At 35.6% G+C, this 15,609-nt stretch carries 11 protein-coding genes; 2 read left to right on the plus strand and 9 right to left on the minus strand.

Annotation, left to right across the window (positions count from 1 at the left end; all coding sequences use genetic code 11):
• Positions 1-2: 2 nt before the first annotated feature.
• Positions 3-2,459 carry an AsmA family protein gene (locus QLS97_RS01130; protein WP_282713853.1) on the minus strand — a complete coding sequence of 819 codons (2,457 nt, stop codon included), beginning with the start codon at positions 2,457-2,459 and terminating at the stop codon, positions 3-5.
• 507 nt (positions 2,460-2,966) lie between these two features.
• Between QLS97_RS01130 and QLS97_RS01135 the strand changes: the two genes are divergently transcribed.
• Positions 2,967-4,544: a L,D-transpeptidase family protein gene (locus tag QLS97_RS01135; protein ID WP_282713854.1), complete on the plus strand. Its 1,578-nt coding sequence runs from the start codon at positions 2,967-2,969 to the stop codon at positions 4,542-4,544.
• 93 nt (positions 4,545-4,637) lie between these two features.
• Here the strand turns inward: QLS97_RS01135 and QLS97_RS01140 are convergent, their stop codons facing one another.
• The 4 genes from QLS97_RS01140 to QLS97_RS01155 form a co-directional block, all read right to left on the minus strand.
• Entirely contained in the window at positions 4,638-4,952 is a 315-nt protein-coding gene (locus QLS97_RS01140; protein WP_282713855.1) for an HPF/RaiA family ribosome-associated protein, read from the minus strand.
• Between the two features lie 250 nt (positions 4,953-5,202).
• Positions 5,203-5,550, minus strand: a complete 348-nt coding sequence (locus QLS97_RS01145; protein ID WP_282713856.1) for a GIY-YIG nuclease family protein — start codon at positions 5,548-5,550, stop codon at positions 5,203-5,205.
• A gap of 664 nt (positions 5,551-6,214) precedes the next feature.
• Positions 6,215-6,988: a protein NO VEIN domain-containing protein gene (locus QLS97_RS01150; RefSeq protein ID WP_282713857.1), complete on the minus strand. Its 774-nt coding sequence runs from the start codon at positions 6,986-6,988 to the stop codon at positions 6,215-6,217.
• A gap of 506 nt (positions 6,989-7,494) precedes the next feature.
• Positions 7,495-9,582 (minus strand): prolyl oligopeptidase family serine peptidase, encoded by a 2,088-nt coding sequence (locus QLS97_RS01155; RefSeq protein WP_428831778.1) that lies wholly within the window; start codon positions 9,580-9,582, stop codon positions 7,495-7,497.
• A 305-nt stretch (positions 9,583-9,887) separates the two neighbouring features.
• Here QLS97_RS01155 and QLS97_RS01160 point away from each other — a divergent pair, with 305 nt between their 5' ends.
• The gene (locus QLS97_RS01160; protein WP_282713859.1) at positions 9,888-11,015 is read left to right on the plus strand and encodes a Fic family protein; all 1,128 of its coding nucleotides are present in this window, start codon (positions 9,888-9,890) and stop codon (positions 11,013-11,015) included.
• Between the two features lie 106 nt (positions 11,016-11,121).
• On the opposite strand, the gene QLS97_RS01165 is transcribed toward QLS97_RS01160, so the two are convergent.
• The 4 genes from QLS97_RS01165 to mscL form a co-directional block, all read right to left on the minus strand.
• A complete protein-coding gene (locus QLS97_RS01165; RefSeq protein ID WP_282713860.1) occupies positions 11,122-13,329 on the minus strand; it encodes a TonB-dependent receptor in 2,208 nt (735 codons plus the stop codon).
• Between the two features lie 124 nt (positions 13,330-13,453).
• On the minus strand, positions 13,454-13,807 hold the full coding sequence (locus QLS97_RS01170; RefSeq protein ID WP_282713861.1) for a hypothetical protein: 354 nt from the start codon (positions 13,805-13,807) through the stop codon (positions 13,454-13,456).
• 100 nt (positions 13,808-13,907) lie between these two features.
• The gene (locus QLS97_RS01175; RefSeq protein WP_282713862.1) at positions 13,908-14,897 is read right to left on the minus strand and encodes an aspartate-semialdehyde dehydrogenase; all 990 of its coding nucleotides are present in this window, start codon (positions 14,895-14,897) and stop codon (positions 13,908-13,910) included.
• A 211-nt stretch (positions 14,898-15,108) separates the two neighbouring features.
• The gene (gene mscL, locus QLS97_RS01180; RefSeq protein WP_282713863.1) at positions 15,109-15,528 is read right to left on the minus strand and encodes a large conductance mechanosensitive channel protein MscL; all 420 of its coding nucleotides are present in this window, start codon (positions 15,526-15,528) and stop codon (positions 15,109-15,111) included.
• Positions 15,529-15,609 lie beyond the last annotated feature (81 nt).

Raw genomic sequence — 15,609 nt, forward strand, 5'->3', positions numbered from 1 at the left:
ATTTATTCGTGGTTTTTATTCCATCTGATTTTTATTTTCCCATCTACGTCAACAGCCAGTAAATGCAATACAATTCCTTTATTGCGCTTTTCAGCTCTTTCTATTTTATCGGTGATGAACTCATCCTTTTTTGGATTTCTCAGCGGAATTGTCATAGCCAAATTTGTTCCTCTGTTAAACGAATATATGCCATTTACATCTAAATTTAAAACGTTAGAACTCACTTTCAAATCATTCACATACACTAAATCGCCATTTATTTTAAAGTTTCCGGACAAATCCCTGAACACGATATTGTCGACATCTCTAAAAGGAAAAGCGAACTTACCAATATTTTTAATAGGTTCAAAATCGACCAACGCCCCTTGATTCACATCAAATTTAGCAGCCCCGGAAAGTGAATTTGTTTTTAATTGTCCTCCGGAAAGCAGTGTTCCATTAACCGATGCCGAAGCGGTCAGAAACCCTTTTATATTTTTAGGTTTAAAAGACTGAATCCCAAAATTGTTCAACGAAGTTAGAAAACGGGCAATATCCACCCGATTGATTTTTGCATTGGATTCCAATAAGAAAAAATCTCCTCTTGGAGCTAATTTCCCGTCAAAAGAAATCGTTCCGCCAGAACTCTGTACCCAACCATTTTTTACGATTAACTGGTTATTGACCAATAAAACCGTGGCTTTAGCATTAGTCGCCTCTAATTTACTATACACCATTTTATCTGCTTTTAAATGCAAAACCACTTGGCATTTATCAATTACGGAATACAGTTCCTCTGAAAAATCATCTTTTTTATACTGCTTTTTTGGGGATTTCTGCCCTGAACGAGTAATGACACCCACAAACTGTTTGACATCCAGAAAAGGAGCGTAAATATCCCAATTCACAATCATTTTTTCTGGGTTTTCGTAATACAAAGTCAGGAAATTATCAATTTTTCCCTCCATAAAAACCGCGTTGCGACGGTCTTTAAAATTAATTTTTTTTATCAAAAGCGCTTCTTCCGTAAAGTCAAGCTGAATGTCTGTTTTTACGAAAGTCAAATTCCGCGGACCATAATTTACCGTTGCATTTTTAACGGCTACATTTCCCGTGAACAACGGTTTTTGTATTTTTAAATCCAAAATATCAAATTTAAATTCCAGATTCACTTTGGCTTGACCATCAGAAAAATGGATAAAATCCTTAGTAACTATCTCGTTCAATCGGGACACATTAAAATCTGATTTAAAACTTCCTGCCGCCGTTGTTTTTTCAAAATTGGAAATAATTCCGATTGGAATTGTAAAAGGAATCGTTTTATATTTCCCCGAAAGATTCGTTAAAGTAATGGTAGAATTAACATCATTACAGCCAGCGCCTTTTTCATATTGATTGGTAAAACTGGCTTCAAAACTACAGTCGGAAATAATTCCGTCCGGTATCTTCAGTTCATTATTTTTTATTTTTGTAGTCACCACAATTTCCGGATCGCCCGTGGCATTCATATCGCCAATAATCGTACAACCCACACGTATTGGCTTTTTCAAGTCAAATTGATTGATTCGGTTGCTGATATTAGCACTCAATAATGCCGAAGCATCCTTCCATAAAATAGTTGTGGCAATGGCAATATCAAAAGGCGACTTGTTTTTGTCCAAACTAAAATGCGCGTTAATGTCAAACCGTTCTTTTCCTATTTCGAGATTCTCGGTTGCCACACTAATCTGGTTTTTCTGGTTCGAAAAGTCAACTATCAAAACGCCTTCCACGATTTTATCCTTAATAAAACTCCCTCTTTGGGTATTGAAAGCCATGTTTTTGGCAAGCGTTTTCAGATACAGTTTCGTATGCCAATTGTCATCATTGAAATCTATTTTACTTCGTAAAGCAAGAACATCAAAATCAAATAACTTATTTCCCAGTTGATTCTCGGAGATGAAATGCACTTGGTCTAAAACAATTTCATTGATGGAGGAAGTGGTCGAGCTTTTTGGTTTCGCACCTTTTGGCTGAGGCCTAAAAATAGCGGTATTTACGATTCCGTTCTTTCCTTTAAACAAATACAAAGTAGCTTGCTGAATTTCGATTTTGTCGATGTTAATCTCATTTGAAAGCAAGTCCAAAAGATCGATGCGAATCTCAATTTGTTCCGCTTTGAGTAACGTACGCTTGTGAACGGCCCACAAACTGTCTTTCAATTCTACTTGGCTTAACACCAAAGTCATATTGGGAAAACCCTTTAAAAACTTATATCTGATATCGCCAATATCGATTGTACCCGTAATATTTTCGTTGATTTTAGCATTAATCTGGGTTATAATTTCCGCTTTATTATTGTTAAAATAAAGCGCTAAAACCGCTGAAGATATTAGAAAAAGCGCAACTACTCCCAGAAAGAAAAAACCAACTCTTTTGATTATTTTCCTGAAACCCGCTGTTTTAAAATATGTTTTTGCGCCCTGCCAAAATTGATTCATGCGTATTCCTTTACTGTTTAAGATACAAGGTAGCATAAAAACTGGTTCTCCTGCTGATTTGAAACTACAAATTACAATTCTAGTTCTCGTGTGTCAGTTCGAGCGGAGCACCATTTATAATGAAAAATCTGGAAATCATCTGGAATACTTGCGAGCTACAACACGCTCAAAAAACAGTTACTTTACTCTAAATTAATACCTTACTCTACTGAAATAAAGGATAAAAACAGCAAAATAGTTACATCAAGTAGTACTATTTTTTTCATAATTTTTGGATTTTTAAAAGTTTATTGGACAAAAATATTTTATTTAGAAAACAAAAATAAAATCATAACTAATTTATTTATAGATACTTATAAAATATTTTACCTTCACTTATGCCGTTAAATTAAGGATGCGATTTCAACCTTGAAAAACACAGCCCGTTCAGCACTGGTAGTAGCATACGTGATTTGACGTATTTTTGTAATGCCCTAAATGAATTCTTTACGAATTAAAAGTTACCCTATGAAAAAGTTATTTTCCCCCATACTAATTGTTGTTTTTACACTATTACTCACCATCGTTTCCTGTAAAAAGAAAGAAGGAAAGGAAGCTAAAAAGGAAACAAGTTTAAATACCGTTGAAATTGCTTTTGACAGCACACAAATCAAAACCTTCTTTGGAAAATATCCAAAACTGAAAAGCTACCAAGGCGACGTAGAGCAATTATACCGCAAGCATCAATTTCATTACATCTGGTTTGACAAGGATGGCCTCAATGAATTTGCAGGTTTGCTATACAATAAAGTGAATAATTTGACTCAAGAAGGAGTTGAAACCGTGATTCCGTACAAGGAAAAATTAGATGATGTCTATGATAATCCAGAGGACAATCAAAAAGCAAGTATTGACACCGAGTTATTGAGTTCTGCGTTATACTTTTTTTATGCAGATAAAGTATACGATGGTATCAGCACTCAAAAATCGAAAGATTTAGGATGGTTTTTGCCTCGAAAAAGACAATCGTATGTCAATTATTTAGATTCGTTGTTAATCAATCCTTCGTTAATCAACAAAGAAGAAAAAGGAGTATTGAAACAGTATTACCTGCTTAAAGATGTCTTGCAGGAATACCGTAAAATAGAAAAAAAAGGCGGTTGGAAAACCATTGCACTGGATCCAAATATCAAATCGTATAAACCTGGCGATAGCGCCACAGCCATTGCGCAAATCAGAACCCGTCTATTTATAACAGATGATCTTTCCCGAGATTCTAAAAGCGCCGTGTATGATGACGAATTAGCAACCGGAATTTTGAAATTTAAAAAGAGAAGTGGTAATCTCTTGAACAAAACGATTCTTCCGGAACATATCAACTACATGAATGTTTCTGTTGCGGATCGTATCAAAACTGTTATGGTCAATATGGAACGTTGCAGATGGATTTCGAATGACATCACCAAATCCAAGGAATTAATTGTAGTGAATATTCCAGCCTATGAACTTACTTTTTTCAGAGACGGAAAACCGGAATTACGCTCTAAAGTTGTGGTGGGAAAAGCCATGCATAAAACGGTAATTTTTAGTGCCCCAATGAAGTTTATTGTTTTTAGACCGTATTGGAATGTGCCCACCAGTATCCTTAAGAAAGAAATTCTTCCTGCCATTGAGAAGAATCCAAACTACTTGGCAGAACACGACATGGAATGGAAAGACAGCAACGTAAGACAAAGACCCGGACCTGAAAATTCATTGGGATTAGTGAAGTTTTTATTCCCCAATTCGAATGCGATTTATTTGCACGATACGCCATCCAAAAGTTTATTTGGTAAAGAAGATCGAGCTTTTAGCCACGGTTGTATTCGTGTAGCCAAGCCAAAAGAACTTGCTGCCATGATTATGAAGAACGATAAAAAATGGAATCCTGAAAAAATAGAAACTGCCATGAACAGCGGAGAAGAATATTGGTATACGCTTAAAAACAAAATTCCGGTGTACATCGGTTATTTTACCGCGTGGGTAGATGCGGACGGCGTGGTTCATTTCTATGAAGATGTCTATAAAAGAGATGAGGCATTAGCAACCTTACTGTTTGACAAATAAAAGACAATCTCTTTCTCCAGAGAATAACTAACAAAAAAATGACACTATCTTATTTAGACAGTGTCATTTTTTTGTTTGCCAAAAGGCAACTATTTAGTACGCTTTCTGTTTTTCGAAAGCGGTATCCAACACTTTTTTAATTTTGTCTAAGGCACCGTGAAAGGCTTTTTCGGTAGTATCGGCATGATTGGTAACTGCAACGGGTTGCATATTCACCGGTCTGGCTTCGATAAGGCATCGTTTGTCGTTGATTCCGAATTTATCACTGTTTTCGTCTGCAAGATGTACTTCTAAACGGGTTATTTTATCTTCAAAACGTGCCAAAGCTGTTCCTAATTCCTCCGCAATATACGCTTTCAAACGTGCGTGTCCTTCTACATTGTTGTCTGTGTTGATTTGTACTGTCATGTTTTTATTTATTTAATGTTGTCTTTCAAATTTACCGATTGCAGTATGAAAAACCGAGCCAATTAATAAAACATTGTGAAAATAAAAGAGCGAAAAAGTGGATTTAAGGAAGGGATTGGATTCAAGTTTGGAGTTTAAAGTTTGAAGTTTAGAATTCACTTTTTTGATTTTGTCTCGAAATAATTTCAGATTGGATTTTAGTGACGCAATCTTCTAGATTTTTTATATTACTAGAGCAGTTCTTTTTTTGTCATTCCGACGAAGGAGGAATCTCATTATCCTTTATAAAATAGGGATTCAAAAATTCAAAATTGTGATTGAAGGAACGTATCAAATCTAATTTCTTATCTCTTCGCCAACCCTTGATTTCTTTTTCTCTCGCAATGGCGAGTTGAACCCAAGTAAACTTTTCATAATAAACTAGAAACTCAATATTATATTTTGATGCGAAAGTTTTGTTCCCATTAATAATATTTTGCTCGTGTTGTTGTACTCTCACTTTAAGATTATTAGTCATTCCAGTATAAAACGTTGTCCGATACTTATTAGTAATAATGTAAACATAATAGGTATGATAGCCTTCTGTAAATTCAATCATGACTCTTGTTGTTTAAGTTATTCCTAAGGTCTCATAGACTCTAAGACGAAGCTATAAACCGCTATAATTAATCCCCGAAATTCATTCTTTTTATACATTTTCAAGATCAAAAGAGTCCTCATATTGTGTGATTCCTCCTGCGTCGGAATGACAAATTGTACCTATTACGTCCCTTTTAACCAGTACCTTTGTCATCTCGACAAAGGAGAGATCACACAAGTAACTCGACAATAGTAGTAGAATTCATTCTTACTTAGCTCCTTGAAATAAAAGCAATTACTAACTTAAATATTACTTTTTTTGTCATTAGTATTATCCGTTTTCTAGATCAAAAAGCGTAAACCTATTATGTGATTCCTCCTGCGTCGAAATGACAAGACGCACGTATTGCGCCGCTTTAACCCAGTACCTTTGTCATCTCGACGAAGGAGAGATCACATAAGTAACTCGACAATAGCAGTTAAATTTTTATAATTTTAAGTTTGATTTTGTGGTCACAATTTTCACATCTTATAAAACTATTGTTATCTACAATCATATCAATATCAATATCATAATCACAAACAGGACAATTATAAATAATATCTTTAAGTATAATAGGTGGATTAAGAACAGTGGGGATATTTAATATTGAATAATCTATCATGTGTTTTTTTTAATAATTTCAACATATTTCTCTAATTAAATGGTATTCTTTAGTTTTCTTTGAATTTATGATTCTTTCAACAAAATTTAGATTTTTAATTGGATTCTCAATTGTTTTAAAAGTTGGCAAATCGTTAAGGTTTAGTACTAAGGTAATGATGTAATCATTTTTATATTCCATCGCTTTAAGATATTCTTTTTCAGTCAATCTGAATTTGCCTTTTTTTTCTCTAATGCCTTTAACTTCAGATAAATAATAACTGTCATTTACATTTATTTGAAAATCATAACCGTCACCAAATAATCTTGCATCTTCAATTATTCCGTGTTTAAAAGTTTCTATTATATTATAATTATTTAAGAAATATAATTCGGCTTCAAGGCCCGTTTCCTGTAATCGTTTGAATCTTGATCTAACTATCGGATTAACGGAAACAGCAATGCTTTCGATATTTAGATTTTCTTTTAAATATAATTTTACAATATTGGAAAACCCAATTACATTTTCAGTTCCAAATAAAGAATCAATTAGCAGTTTCCGATGTATGTAAGCATCTCCTTTTTGCCACCATCCTTTTCTCCCGTTTTCTGGAAAAAACTGATCAAATAAATCCATTCTGTTTTTTACTGTTCCCGTTGTATCTGCAATTCCCAAATCAACAAAATATTGATAGAAAGAAGTCTTTGTTTTAAAACCAAATTCCTGAATAAAACCATCATTAAATTTAGAAAGGCCATAGCCAATTAAATTTAAGATTTCATAGTTTTTATGTTTGTTAGAATTCTTGTCCATAACTAAGTGATTTTGATTTCTAACAAATATAAATATTTAAAATTATCCTTTGAAGAGAAAATATAGGTTCTGTCTACATTTGATATATTGGCCAAATATTCAATTGAGAAGCTTTTTTGTTCTCGTAATTGTTTGACTTTAAATCCAAATTTTTCCTTAATATTCATAACCTATAAAAATAGTTTTGCGTGGACAATTGACCTGCTTACAATTGTCCACATTAATTTTTAGTTTTCAACTTGATTTTTTGATAAGTAAATTCATTCCACAAAAAAACGCTACTCTTTCGAATAGCGTTTTTTTGAATTTCTTATCAATTTGTGATGTGATTGCTTTGCCGCGTACCTCGCAACTCCTCGCAATGACAATCGTCTGGAAAATCCAATGCCCTAGCCCTGATGGGAACGGCATCCTTTTCCTTCCGCCATTTTCGGCGGAGGAAAAGATACAGTGTACAGCAGGAAACAGCTCCTAAAATAAATTCAGAATAAATCCTGTTAGTCCAACTATGGCAATAACACGACTCCCATGTTGAATAAGGTAAAGGCCTGAATATCGACATTTTCCTGAATGGTTGCCGCCACGGATTTTCCGGCGCCGTGTCCTGCATTGATATCAATACGGATTAGGGTTGGGTTTGTTCCGGTTTGTTTTTCCTGTAATTCGGCAGCAAACTTGAAACTGTGCGCCGGCACTACTCTATCATCGTGATCGCCCGTAGTGACCATGGTTGCCGGATATTGAATCCCTTTTTTTATGTTGTGTACGGGAGAATACCCTTTGATGTAGTTGAACATTTCCTTGCTGTCCTGCGCCGTTCCGTAATCATACGCCCAACCTGCTCCTGCGGTAAAGGTATGGTAGCGTAACATGTCCATCACGCCCACCGCCGGCAAAGCAACTCGCATCAACTCCGGACGTTGCGTCATGGTAGCACCTACTAGCAATCCTCCGTTTGACCCACCACGAATGGCTAGGTATTGTGAAGACGTATATTTCTGAGCAATCAGGTATTCAGCCGCTGCGATGAAATCATCAAATACATTTTGTTTTTGCATTTTGGTTCCGGCATCGTGCCATTTTTTTCCGTATTCGCCACCACCACGTAAATTAGGCACGGCATAAACGCCTCCGTTTTCCATCCAAACGGCATTGGCAATGCTGAAACTTGGTGTCAAACTCACGTTAAATCCTCCGTAACCATACAGCATCGTTGGGTTTGTCCCATCGAGTTTCAATCCTTTTTTATGGGTGATAATCATTGGGATTTTGGTTCCGTCTTTGGACGTATAAAACACTTGTTTGGACTCGTATTGCTCGCTATTAAAATCTACTTTTGGTTTTTGATACACCGCCGAAGTTCCGGTTTGTGGTTCGAATGAAAAAGTAGAACCCGGAGTAATGTAATTCGTGAAGGAATAATACAATGTTTTCTCTTTTTTCTTTCCGCCAAAACCACCTGCAGTTCCTACGCCCGGCAATTTTATTTCACGTACCAATTTCCCGGAATAATCGTATTGTTTCACCACCGAAACAGCATCTTTCATATAATTAGCAAAGAAATATCCGCCACCTGTTGATGGAGACAACACATTCTCAGTCTCTGCAATAAAGTCTTTCCAGTTTTCCGGTTTCGGGTTGTTGACATCCACGGTAACGATGCGTTTGTTGGGCGCATTCAAGTCGGTTTCTATGAATAATTTTCCGCCTTCGTTTTCGATGATGTTGTTGTCGCTCTTGAAATTATCCACAATAGTCACAATAGGACTGTTCGCTTTTGTCAAATCTTTGATGTACAATTCGTTTCCGTACGTAGAATTAGACGCTGTGATAACCAAATAATGATCATCTTCGGTCACGCCACCGCCTACATAACGGCGTTTTTGGTCGGCACCAAAAATTACTTTATCATCCTTTTGTGCGGTTCCTAACTTATGGAAATACAGTTTATGTTGGTCGGTTTTTGCCGATAATTCGCTTCCTTTTGGTTTGTCATAACTGGAATAGTAGAATCCTTCGTTTCCTTTCCAAGACACACCGCTGAATTTTACATCGACAATAGTGTCTTCAATTATTTTTTGGGTAATGGCATCCATAATAATGACTTTTCTCCAGTCGCTTCCACCTTCTGAAATGGCATATGCCACTTTAGAACCGTCTTTGGAGAAATCCAATCCGCCAAGCGAAGTGGTTCCGTCTTTAGAAAATGTATTGGGGTCCAAGAACACAGTTTCGGTTCCTTTGGCGTCTTTTCTATACAACACCGATTGGTTTTGCAAACCGTTATTTTTATAGTAATACGTAAAATCTCCTTCTTTGAAAGGCGCTCCTATTTTCTCATAATTCCACAGTTTTTCCATTCTTGCTTTTAACGCATCACGAAACGGAATTTGGGATAAATAACCATACGTCACTTCGTTTTGGGCTTTTACCCATGCACCGGTTTCAGCAGATTTGTCGTCTTCGAGCCAGCGGTACGGATCCGGAAGTTTAGTGTCGAAATATACATCAACGGTTTCCCCTTTACTCGTAGTAGGATAGGTTACCGGTTTTTGGTTTTGGCCAAAAGTCGCCATTGCAGAAGATACAGCCATTATTAAAAAAGTTTTTTTCATTAGATTCTGTTTTAGGTTGTTACAAAAATAGGGAAATAGTTAGTGTTGTAAAGGTGGGAAAGTCTTAAATAAAACCAAAAAAACTGGTGTTTAGAGAAATGTGATTTTATAAAATATTTTTTTAAGTTCAAAAACACTAATTAAGATTCTCTTTCATTTACTTAAATTATTTATTCCTTATTTAAGCTTTTTGTCGATTTACTTAAATAAAGAAAAAGTTATTTAAGTTTTTTGTCGATTTACTTAAATAAGAATACATTTGTTTAAGTTTTTAAATCATCAAAATGGAAAAATTTACTTCTGGCAAATATATCAATCAAGGATATTACAAAAGCTTTCAACCCAACACCATTCACAGAGACTGGATATTGAATGATATGGAAGTTATTCGCCTACTAAGTAAAGCCGACAGACATTTAGGCAGATTAGATATGTATTCAGAATGCGTAAACATTGACTTGTTTATTAGAATGCATATCGCCAAAGAAGCTACTCAATCTTCAAAAATTGAAGGTACTCAAACCAATATGGAAGAAGCTTTTTTAAGCAAAGAAGAAATCGCTTATGAAAAAAGAGACGACTGGGAAGAGGTACAAAACTATATCAGTGCAATGAATGAAGCGGTTAAACTATTACACCTACTTCCTTTTTCATCCCGACTTATAAAACAAACACATAAGATACTTTTGCAGGGTGTACGTGGCGAACACAAATTACCTGGAGAATATCGAACTAGCCAAAACTGGATTGGAGGAGCCAGTATTAGTGACGCAGCCTTTATTCCTCCCATTCACTCTAGTATTAATGAGTTAATTTCAGATCTTGAAATATTTGCAAACGATGAAATATCACCACTGCCTGATTTAATAAAAATTGCAATTATACATTATCAATTCGAGACTATTCACCCTTTTTTAGATGGAAACGGTAGAGTTGGCAGATTACTTATAACCATATATTTAGTCAGCAAGGGAATCCTAAAACAACCCATTTTATATCTTTCTGATTTTTTTGAAAAAAACAGAATATTATATTATGATAATCTAATGCGAACCAGAACCCACAACGACATTAACCAATGGTTAAAATTTTTCTTAACCGGTATTATTGAAACTGCAAAAAAAGGGGTAACTACTTTTGATGGCATTTTGCAACTGCAAAAAAGTTTAGAAGAAAAATTAAAGTCATTGGGAAATCGCAATATGGACGCACGAAAAGTAGTAGATTACCTCTATACTCAGCCTATAATTGAGGTAACAAAAGTGGAAGAACTATTACAAAAGTCATCAGTTACAGCTTATAAACTTTTGGCAGATTTAGAGCGACTGGATGTCATAAAAGAAATATCTGGAGCACAACGAAACAAGTTATATGTTTTTAAAGATTATTTAGATTTATTCAATCACGATTAACATTCATCTGTCAAAAAATTAAAAATTCGTGCCCAGTACTTAAAAACCAAAAAAAACGCTACTCTTTCGAATAGCGTTTTTTTGGTTTTTTGCTCAAGCAAATGAATTACAAATTAAAATTCACACCAAAAACGATGTTTCTTCCAATGTTTGGAATACCATCCGTTTTTAAACGAGAAAGGTGTGCAATGTATCTTTTATCAAATAAATTATTCCCGTTGATATTGACGTCAAAAGCGGTTTTACCCAGTTTTACTGTTCCGCCAAAACCTAAATTCACCAAGTTATACCCATTCGATTCTGTTTCAAATCCACTTACATTTTTTTGATTGAATGTACTGGAAACGTTTAAAGTCGCAAAACCATCTTCCAACCAGTTTTTTACTTTAAATTCGGTTCTAATGGTGTTGTTCCAATTGTTAGCCGGGATTAACGGCAAGTAATCTCCATTTTGTTTTTCGCCTGTTACGGTTTCAAAACTCGTTTCAAAATGCAACCAATCCAATGGATGCGGGTGAAAATGCAATCCGATTTCGCCTCCGTATAATTTGGCGTTATTCTGAATATAATCGAAAACAGCATTCTCGTCAATCACTGCTCCTGTTGGCGAAGTGTAGATATAATTGTTGATGTGATTGTAAAATCCGTTTACAAAAAACTCAAAATGATCCGTTTTATATTCTAAATTTAAATCCGTTTGCACGTTTTGCTCGGTTTCTAAATCGCTGTTTCCTACTTCATAGCGATTCGTTCCTTCATGCACTCCATTAGAAGTTAACTCAGCAAGATTTGGCGCTCTAAAACCAGTAGCAACGTTCAAACGCAACGTCAAATCATCGGCAAGATTGGTTTTATAACCCAACGACGCATTAAAACTGTCGTATGATTTATCGATGGCTTCAAAAGAACCTTCTTCACCTGCAATTCCTTGTGCATCCGTAGTAATATTTCTATTGTCGAAACGCAATCCAGCTTGCAACACATTAGAATTCCACTCATAATTAGCCGTTCCAAAAACACCAAAATCATTCGTAACCGCATCCGGAATTAAATATTCCTCTCCTGAATTCGTATTGGTTTGGTACATTCCTTGAACTCCCACTATGGTTTCTATTTTTCCCATTTTTGGCAAATGGTATTTTGCGTTGTAATTGAAAGTCTTCAATTTCATATGTAAAACGGCCACATTGCTGTCTTCAAACTCACTTCGATCATTGGCAACATAACCCAAATCAAGATCCAGTTTTGATTTTTCGAAAAAGAAAACATTGTTTAAACTCAATAAATGATTAAAAACACCTTGTTTTGGAAATCCGGTTTTCTTACTTGTCGTTTGATCTGCTATGCCATCTTCCGGAATTCCTAAATCCAATTCATTGTAATTGTAACGCAATACACTTGAAAATTTTGCATTGCTATAGCCAATTCCTGTTTTGAAATCGGTTTCATTGTAACGGGTATTTGTCACTCGTTCGCCATCTGCAATTTTATAATCAGAATGCGTATTGTAACTTCCACGAGCCATGAATTTCCAGTTGTCTGTAGATGTTTTCAAACCCAAAGAAGAACTGCTTCCGGCGGTATTCGAGAAATATTTTTGACTAAAGTTCGCTTTAAAAGTATTCGCATCAGCAAATTTTTCTGGGTTAAAATACAAAACACCACCCAAAGCATCGGAACCATACAACAAAGAAGCGGGGCCTTTAATCACCTCAACGCTCTCTATTCCTGAGTCGTTCAATCCCAAACCGTGTTCGTCACCAAACTGTTGATTTTCTATTCGAACGCCTTGCGAATACACCAAAACACGATTGCCGCTCAAACCACGAATTACCGGTTTCCCAATAGATGTTCCGGTAGAAACCTGAGAAACTCCAGGAATAGTTGCCAATCCTTCAATCAAAGTGGCGGTTCCTTTTCGTTGTAAATTTTTGATGCTTTCGTGCTCCACTTTCATCACGTTTTGCGATTGAATTTTATTGAAAGCCGTAGAGACGATTACCTCGTCCATTTCGAAAATTGCTTCTTCAAGGACAATATCAAGTGTGTTTTCTTTTTGAAGACTGTTTATGGTTTTATTTTGAGTTGCAAATCCTACGAACGTAAAGCTGATTTTTAAGTTTCTATTTGGAAGATTGGAAAATCTGTATTTTCCGTTTTCATCTGTTGTGGTTCCTTTATGCAATTCTGATGCATAGACTGAAACGCCCTTTATGGGTTGGTTTTTTAAATCAGTTACGGTTCCCGAAAGGGTATTTTGCGCTTGAAGCATCGCCGAAAACCCCAAGAATAGGGCTATGATAAATTTTTTCATTGAAAATGATTGTAGTATTCCTCTGTTCAGCCTTCTACGAAAAGAAGGAGCCAAGACCGGAATTATTTAGTAAATAAAAAGAGTAAGACGTGCTGAAATAAATTCAACAGAAGCAGAAATGAATTCAGCTTAAACTATCTACTGGAGGGCCTCGAAGGGAATACAAACTGCCGGAAAACGAAATAACCGTTTCCGCTGCAGTAAAAAAATAAGGGATTTCTTCACTACTGGAGTACAATAGGTAGGAAAAATCTTTTGGAGTTATATAACTGCCAAAAGCAAATTCACAAACATAACAATGGTCTAATTTGTGGTGCTGGTGCGTTATCTCTGTACCGGTAACATTGTATTTATGGTGGCACTGCTTTTCGGAAAGCTGTTTAGCCAAATGCTCATACGTGTGCAATGACTGAAACAGCATTGAGAACAATACTGTAACAACCAGAGAAAGACTTACTATGAGTTTATTCTTTTTCATTCGAGCCAAAGGTAACAAAAACAAGAAAAAAGAAAACCATTTGTCTCACAAAATATATTTTTGCGAAACAAATGGTTTCATTTTTAAAATAAAAATTGATTTACACCAATTTAGCTGCAATTAAATATTCTGCAATTTGTATCGTGTTTGTTGCTGCTCCTTTTCTCAAGTTATCCGCAACAATCCACATATTCAATGTGTTTTCTTGGCTTTCGTCACGACGAATTCTACCTACAAAAACGTCATCTTTTCCTTGTGCATACATGGGCATTGGGTACGTATACGTGTCATTATTATCCTGAACTACTACGCCATCGGTATGATGCAAAATGTTTCTTACTTCATTTACGTCAAAGTCATTCGAGAATTCTACGTTTACCGCTTCACTATGTCCGCCTACAATTGGTACACGAACTGCAGTAGCCGTAACAGCAATTGTATTATCACTTAAGATTTTTTTAGTTTCACGAACTAGTTTCATCTCTTCTTTAGTGTATCCATTTTCTTCGAAAGAATCACATTGTGGAATCGCATTTCTATGAATTGGATATTTATATGCCATCTCACCTTGAACACCTGCGTATTCATTTTCCAATTGTTGCACTGCTTTTACACCTGTTCCGGTGATGGATTGGTAGGTAGAAACAATCACACGTTTGATGTTGTATTTTCTGTGCAAAGGAGCCAAAACCAATACCATTTGAATAGTAGAACAGTTAGGATTCGCAATGATTTTATCAGCTGCAGTCAATTCCGTTGCATTGATTTCCGGAACGATTAATTTTTTGGTTGGGTCCATTCTCCAAGCCGATGAATTATCGATAACAGTTGTTCCTGCTGCCGCAAATTTTGGAGCCCACTCCAATGACGTGTCGCCACCTGCAGAGAACAAAGCAATATCTGCTTTCATGTCTACTGCCGTTTGCATGCCCACCACTTTATATTTTTTACCCTTGTACTCAATTTCTTTACCCACTGATCGCTCAGAAGCAACCGGAATTAATTCTGTTACGGGGAAATTTCTTTCTGCCAAAACTTTCAACATTACCTCGCCAACCATTCCGGTAGCGCCTACAACTGCTATTCTCATCTTATATTTTTATTATTGAATATTAAATTTGAAGTACAAAAGTAAGTAATATTGAAATCAAAACAAGTGGCTTCACAAAAAATAACAAAATGTTATATTTGCAACAAATAGTTAGTCTCAAATCTGCGGTATCATTTTATTTCATAAAAGCCCAAAGAAAAACCGCCTCAATTACGAAGCGATTTAGTTAGAATATATACTGTAGCGGAAATTATTTTTTCAATAAATCTCTAATCTGAGTCAATAATTCTTCTTGAGTTGGTCCAGCTGGAGCAGCTACAACAACAACTTCTTCTTTCTTTCTGGCTTTTTCAGCAGCTCTCAAAACAACGAAAATAAAGAACGCAATAATGATGAAATTAATAATCGCCTGAACCAAGTTTCCGTATGTAATTACAGCGGCACCGGCAGTTTTGGCAGCAGCTAACGTTTCGTAACTGTTCCCGTCCAGCGTTACGAATTTTTGGGTAAAATCAATTCCGCCTGTTAACAAACCAACAATTGGCATAATAACATCGTCAACAGCAGACCCAACAATTTTACCAAATGCACCACCAATAACTACTGCAGTTGCTAAACTTAAAACGTCTCCTTTCATTAAAGAAGCTTTAAAATCATTGAAAAATCCCATAATTTATTTTTTTTAGGTTAAAATTTATCTTTACAAAAACGAATTTAATAAAAATCATAACACAATTAACAGTCTTTTACC

Origin of the sequence: Flavobacterium yafengii (genome assembly GCF_030010375.1) — a bacterium.
Lineage (GTDB): Bacteria > Bacteroidota > Bacteroidia > Flavobacteriales > Flavobacteriaceae > Flavobacterium > Flavobacterium yafengii.

Bases quoted from the DNA above. Each gene is read 5' to 3' on its own strand.
- mscL (WP_282713863.1), bottom strand. From the start codon at position 15,528: ATGGGATTTTTCAATGATTTTAAAGCTTCTTTAATGAAAGGAGACGTT.
- QLS97_RS01135 (WP_282713854.1), top strand. From the start codon at position 2,967: ATGAAAAAGTTATTTTCCCCCATACTAATTGTTGTTTTTACACTATTA.
- QLS97_RS01175 (WP_282713862.1), bottom strand. From the start codon at position 14,897: ATGAGAATAGCAGTTGTAGGCGCTACCGGAATGGTTGGCGAGGTAATG.
- QLS97_RS01130 (WP_282713853.1), bottom strand. From the start codon at position 2,459: ATGAATCAATTTTGGCAGGGCGCAAAAACATATTTTAAAACAGCGGGT.
- QLS97_RS01145 (WP_282713856.1), bottom strand. From the start codon at position 5,550: ATGATTGAATTTACAGAAGGCTATCATACCTATTATGTTTACATTATT.
- QLS97_RS01150 (WP_282713857.1), bottom strand. From the start codon at position 6,988: ATGGACAAGAATTCTAACAAACATAAAAACTATGAAATCTTAAATTTA.
- QLS97_RS01170 (WP_282713861.1), bottom strand. From the start codon at position 13,807: ATGAAAAAGAATAAACTCATAGTAAGTCTTTCTCTGGTTGTTACAGTA.
- QLS97_RS01165 (WP_282713860.1), bottom strand. From the start codon at position 13,329: ATGAAAAAATTTATCATAGCCCTATTCTTGGGGTTTTCGGCGATGCTT.
- QLS97_RS01155 (WP_428831778.1), bottom strand. From the start codon at position 9,582: ATGGCTGTATCTTCTGCAATGGCGACTTTTGGCCAAAACCAAAAACCG.
- QLS97_RS01160 (WP_282713859.1), top strand. From the start codon at position 9,888: ATGGAAAAATTTACTTCTGGCAAATATATCAATCAAGGATATTACAAA.
- QLS97_RS01140 (WP_282713855.1), bottom strand. From the start codon at position 4,952: ATGACAGTACAAATCAACACAGACAACAATGTAGAAGGACACGCACGT.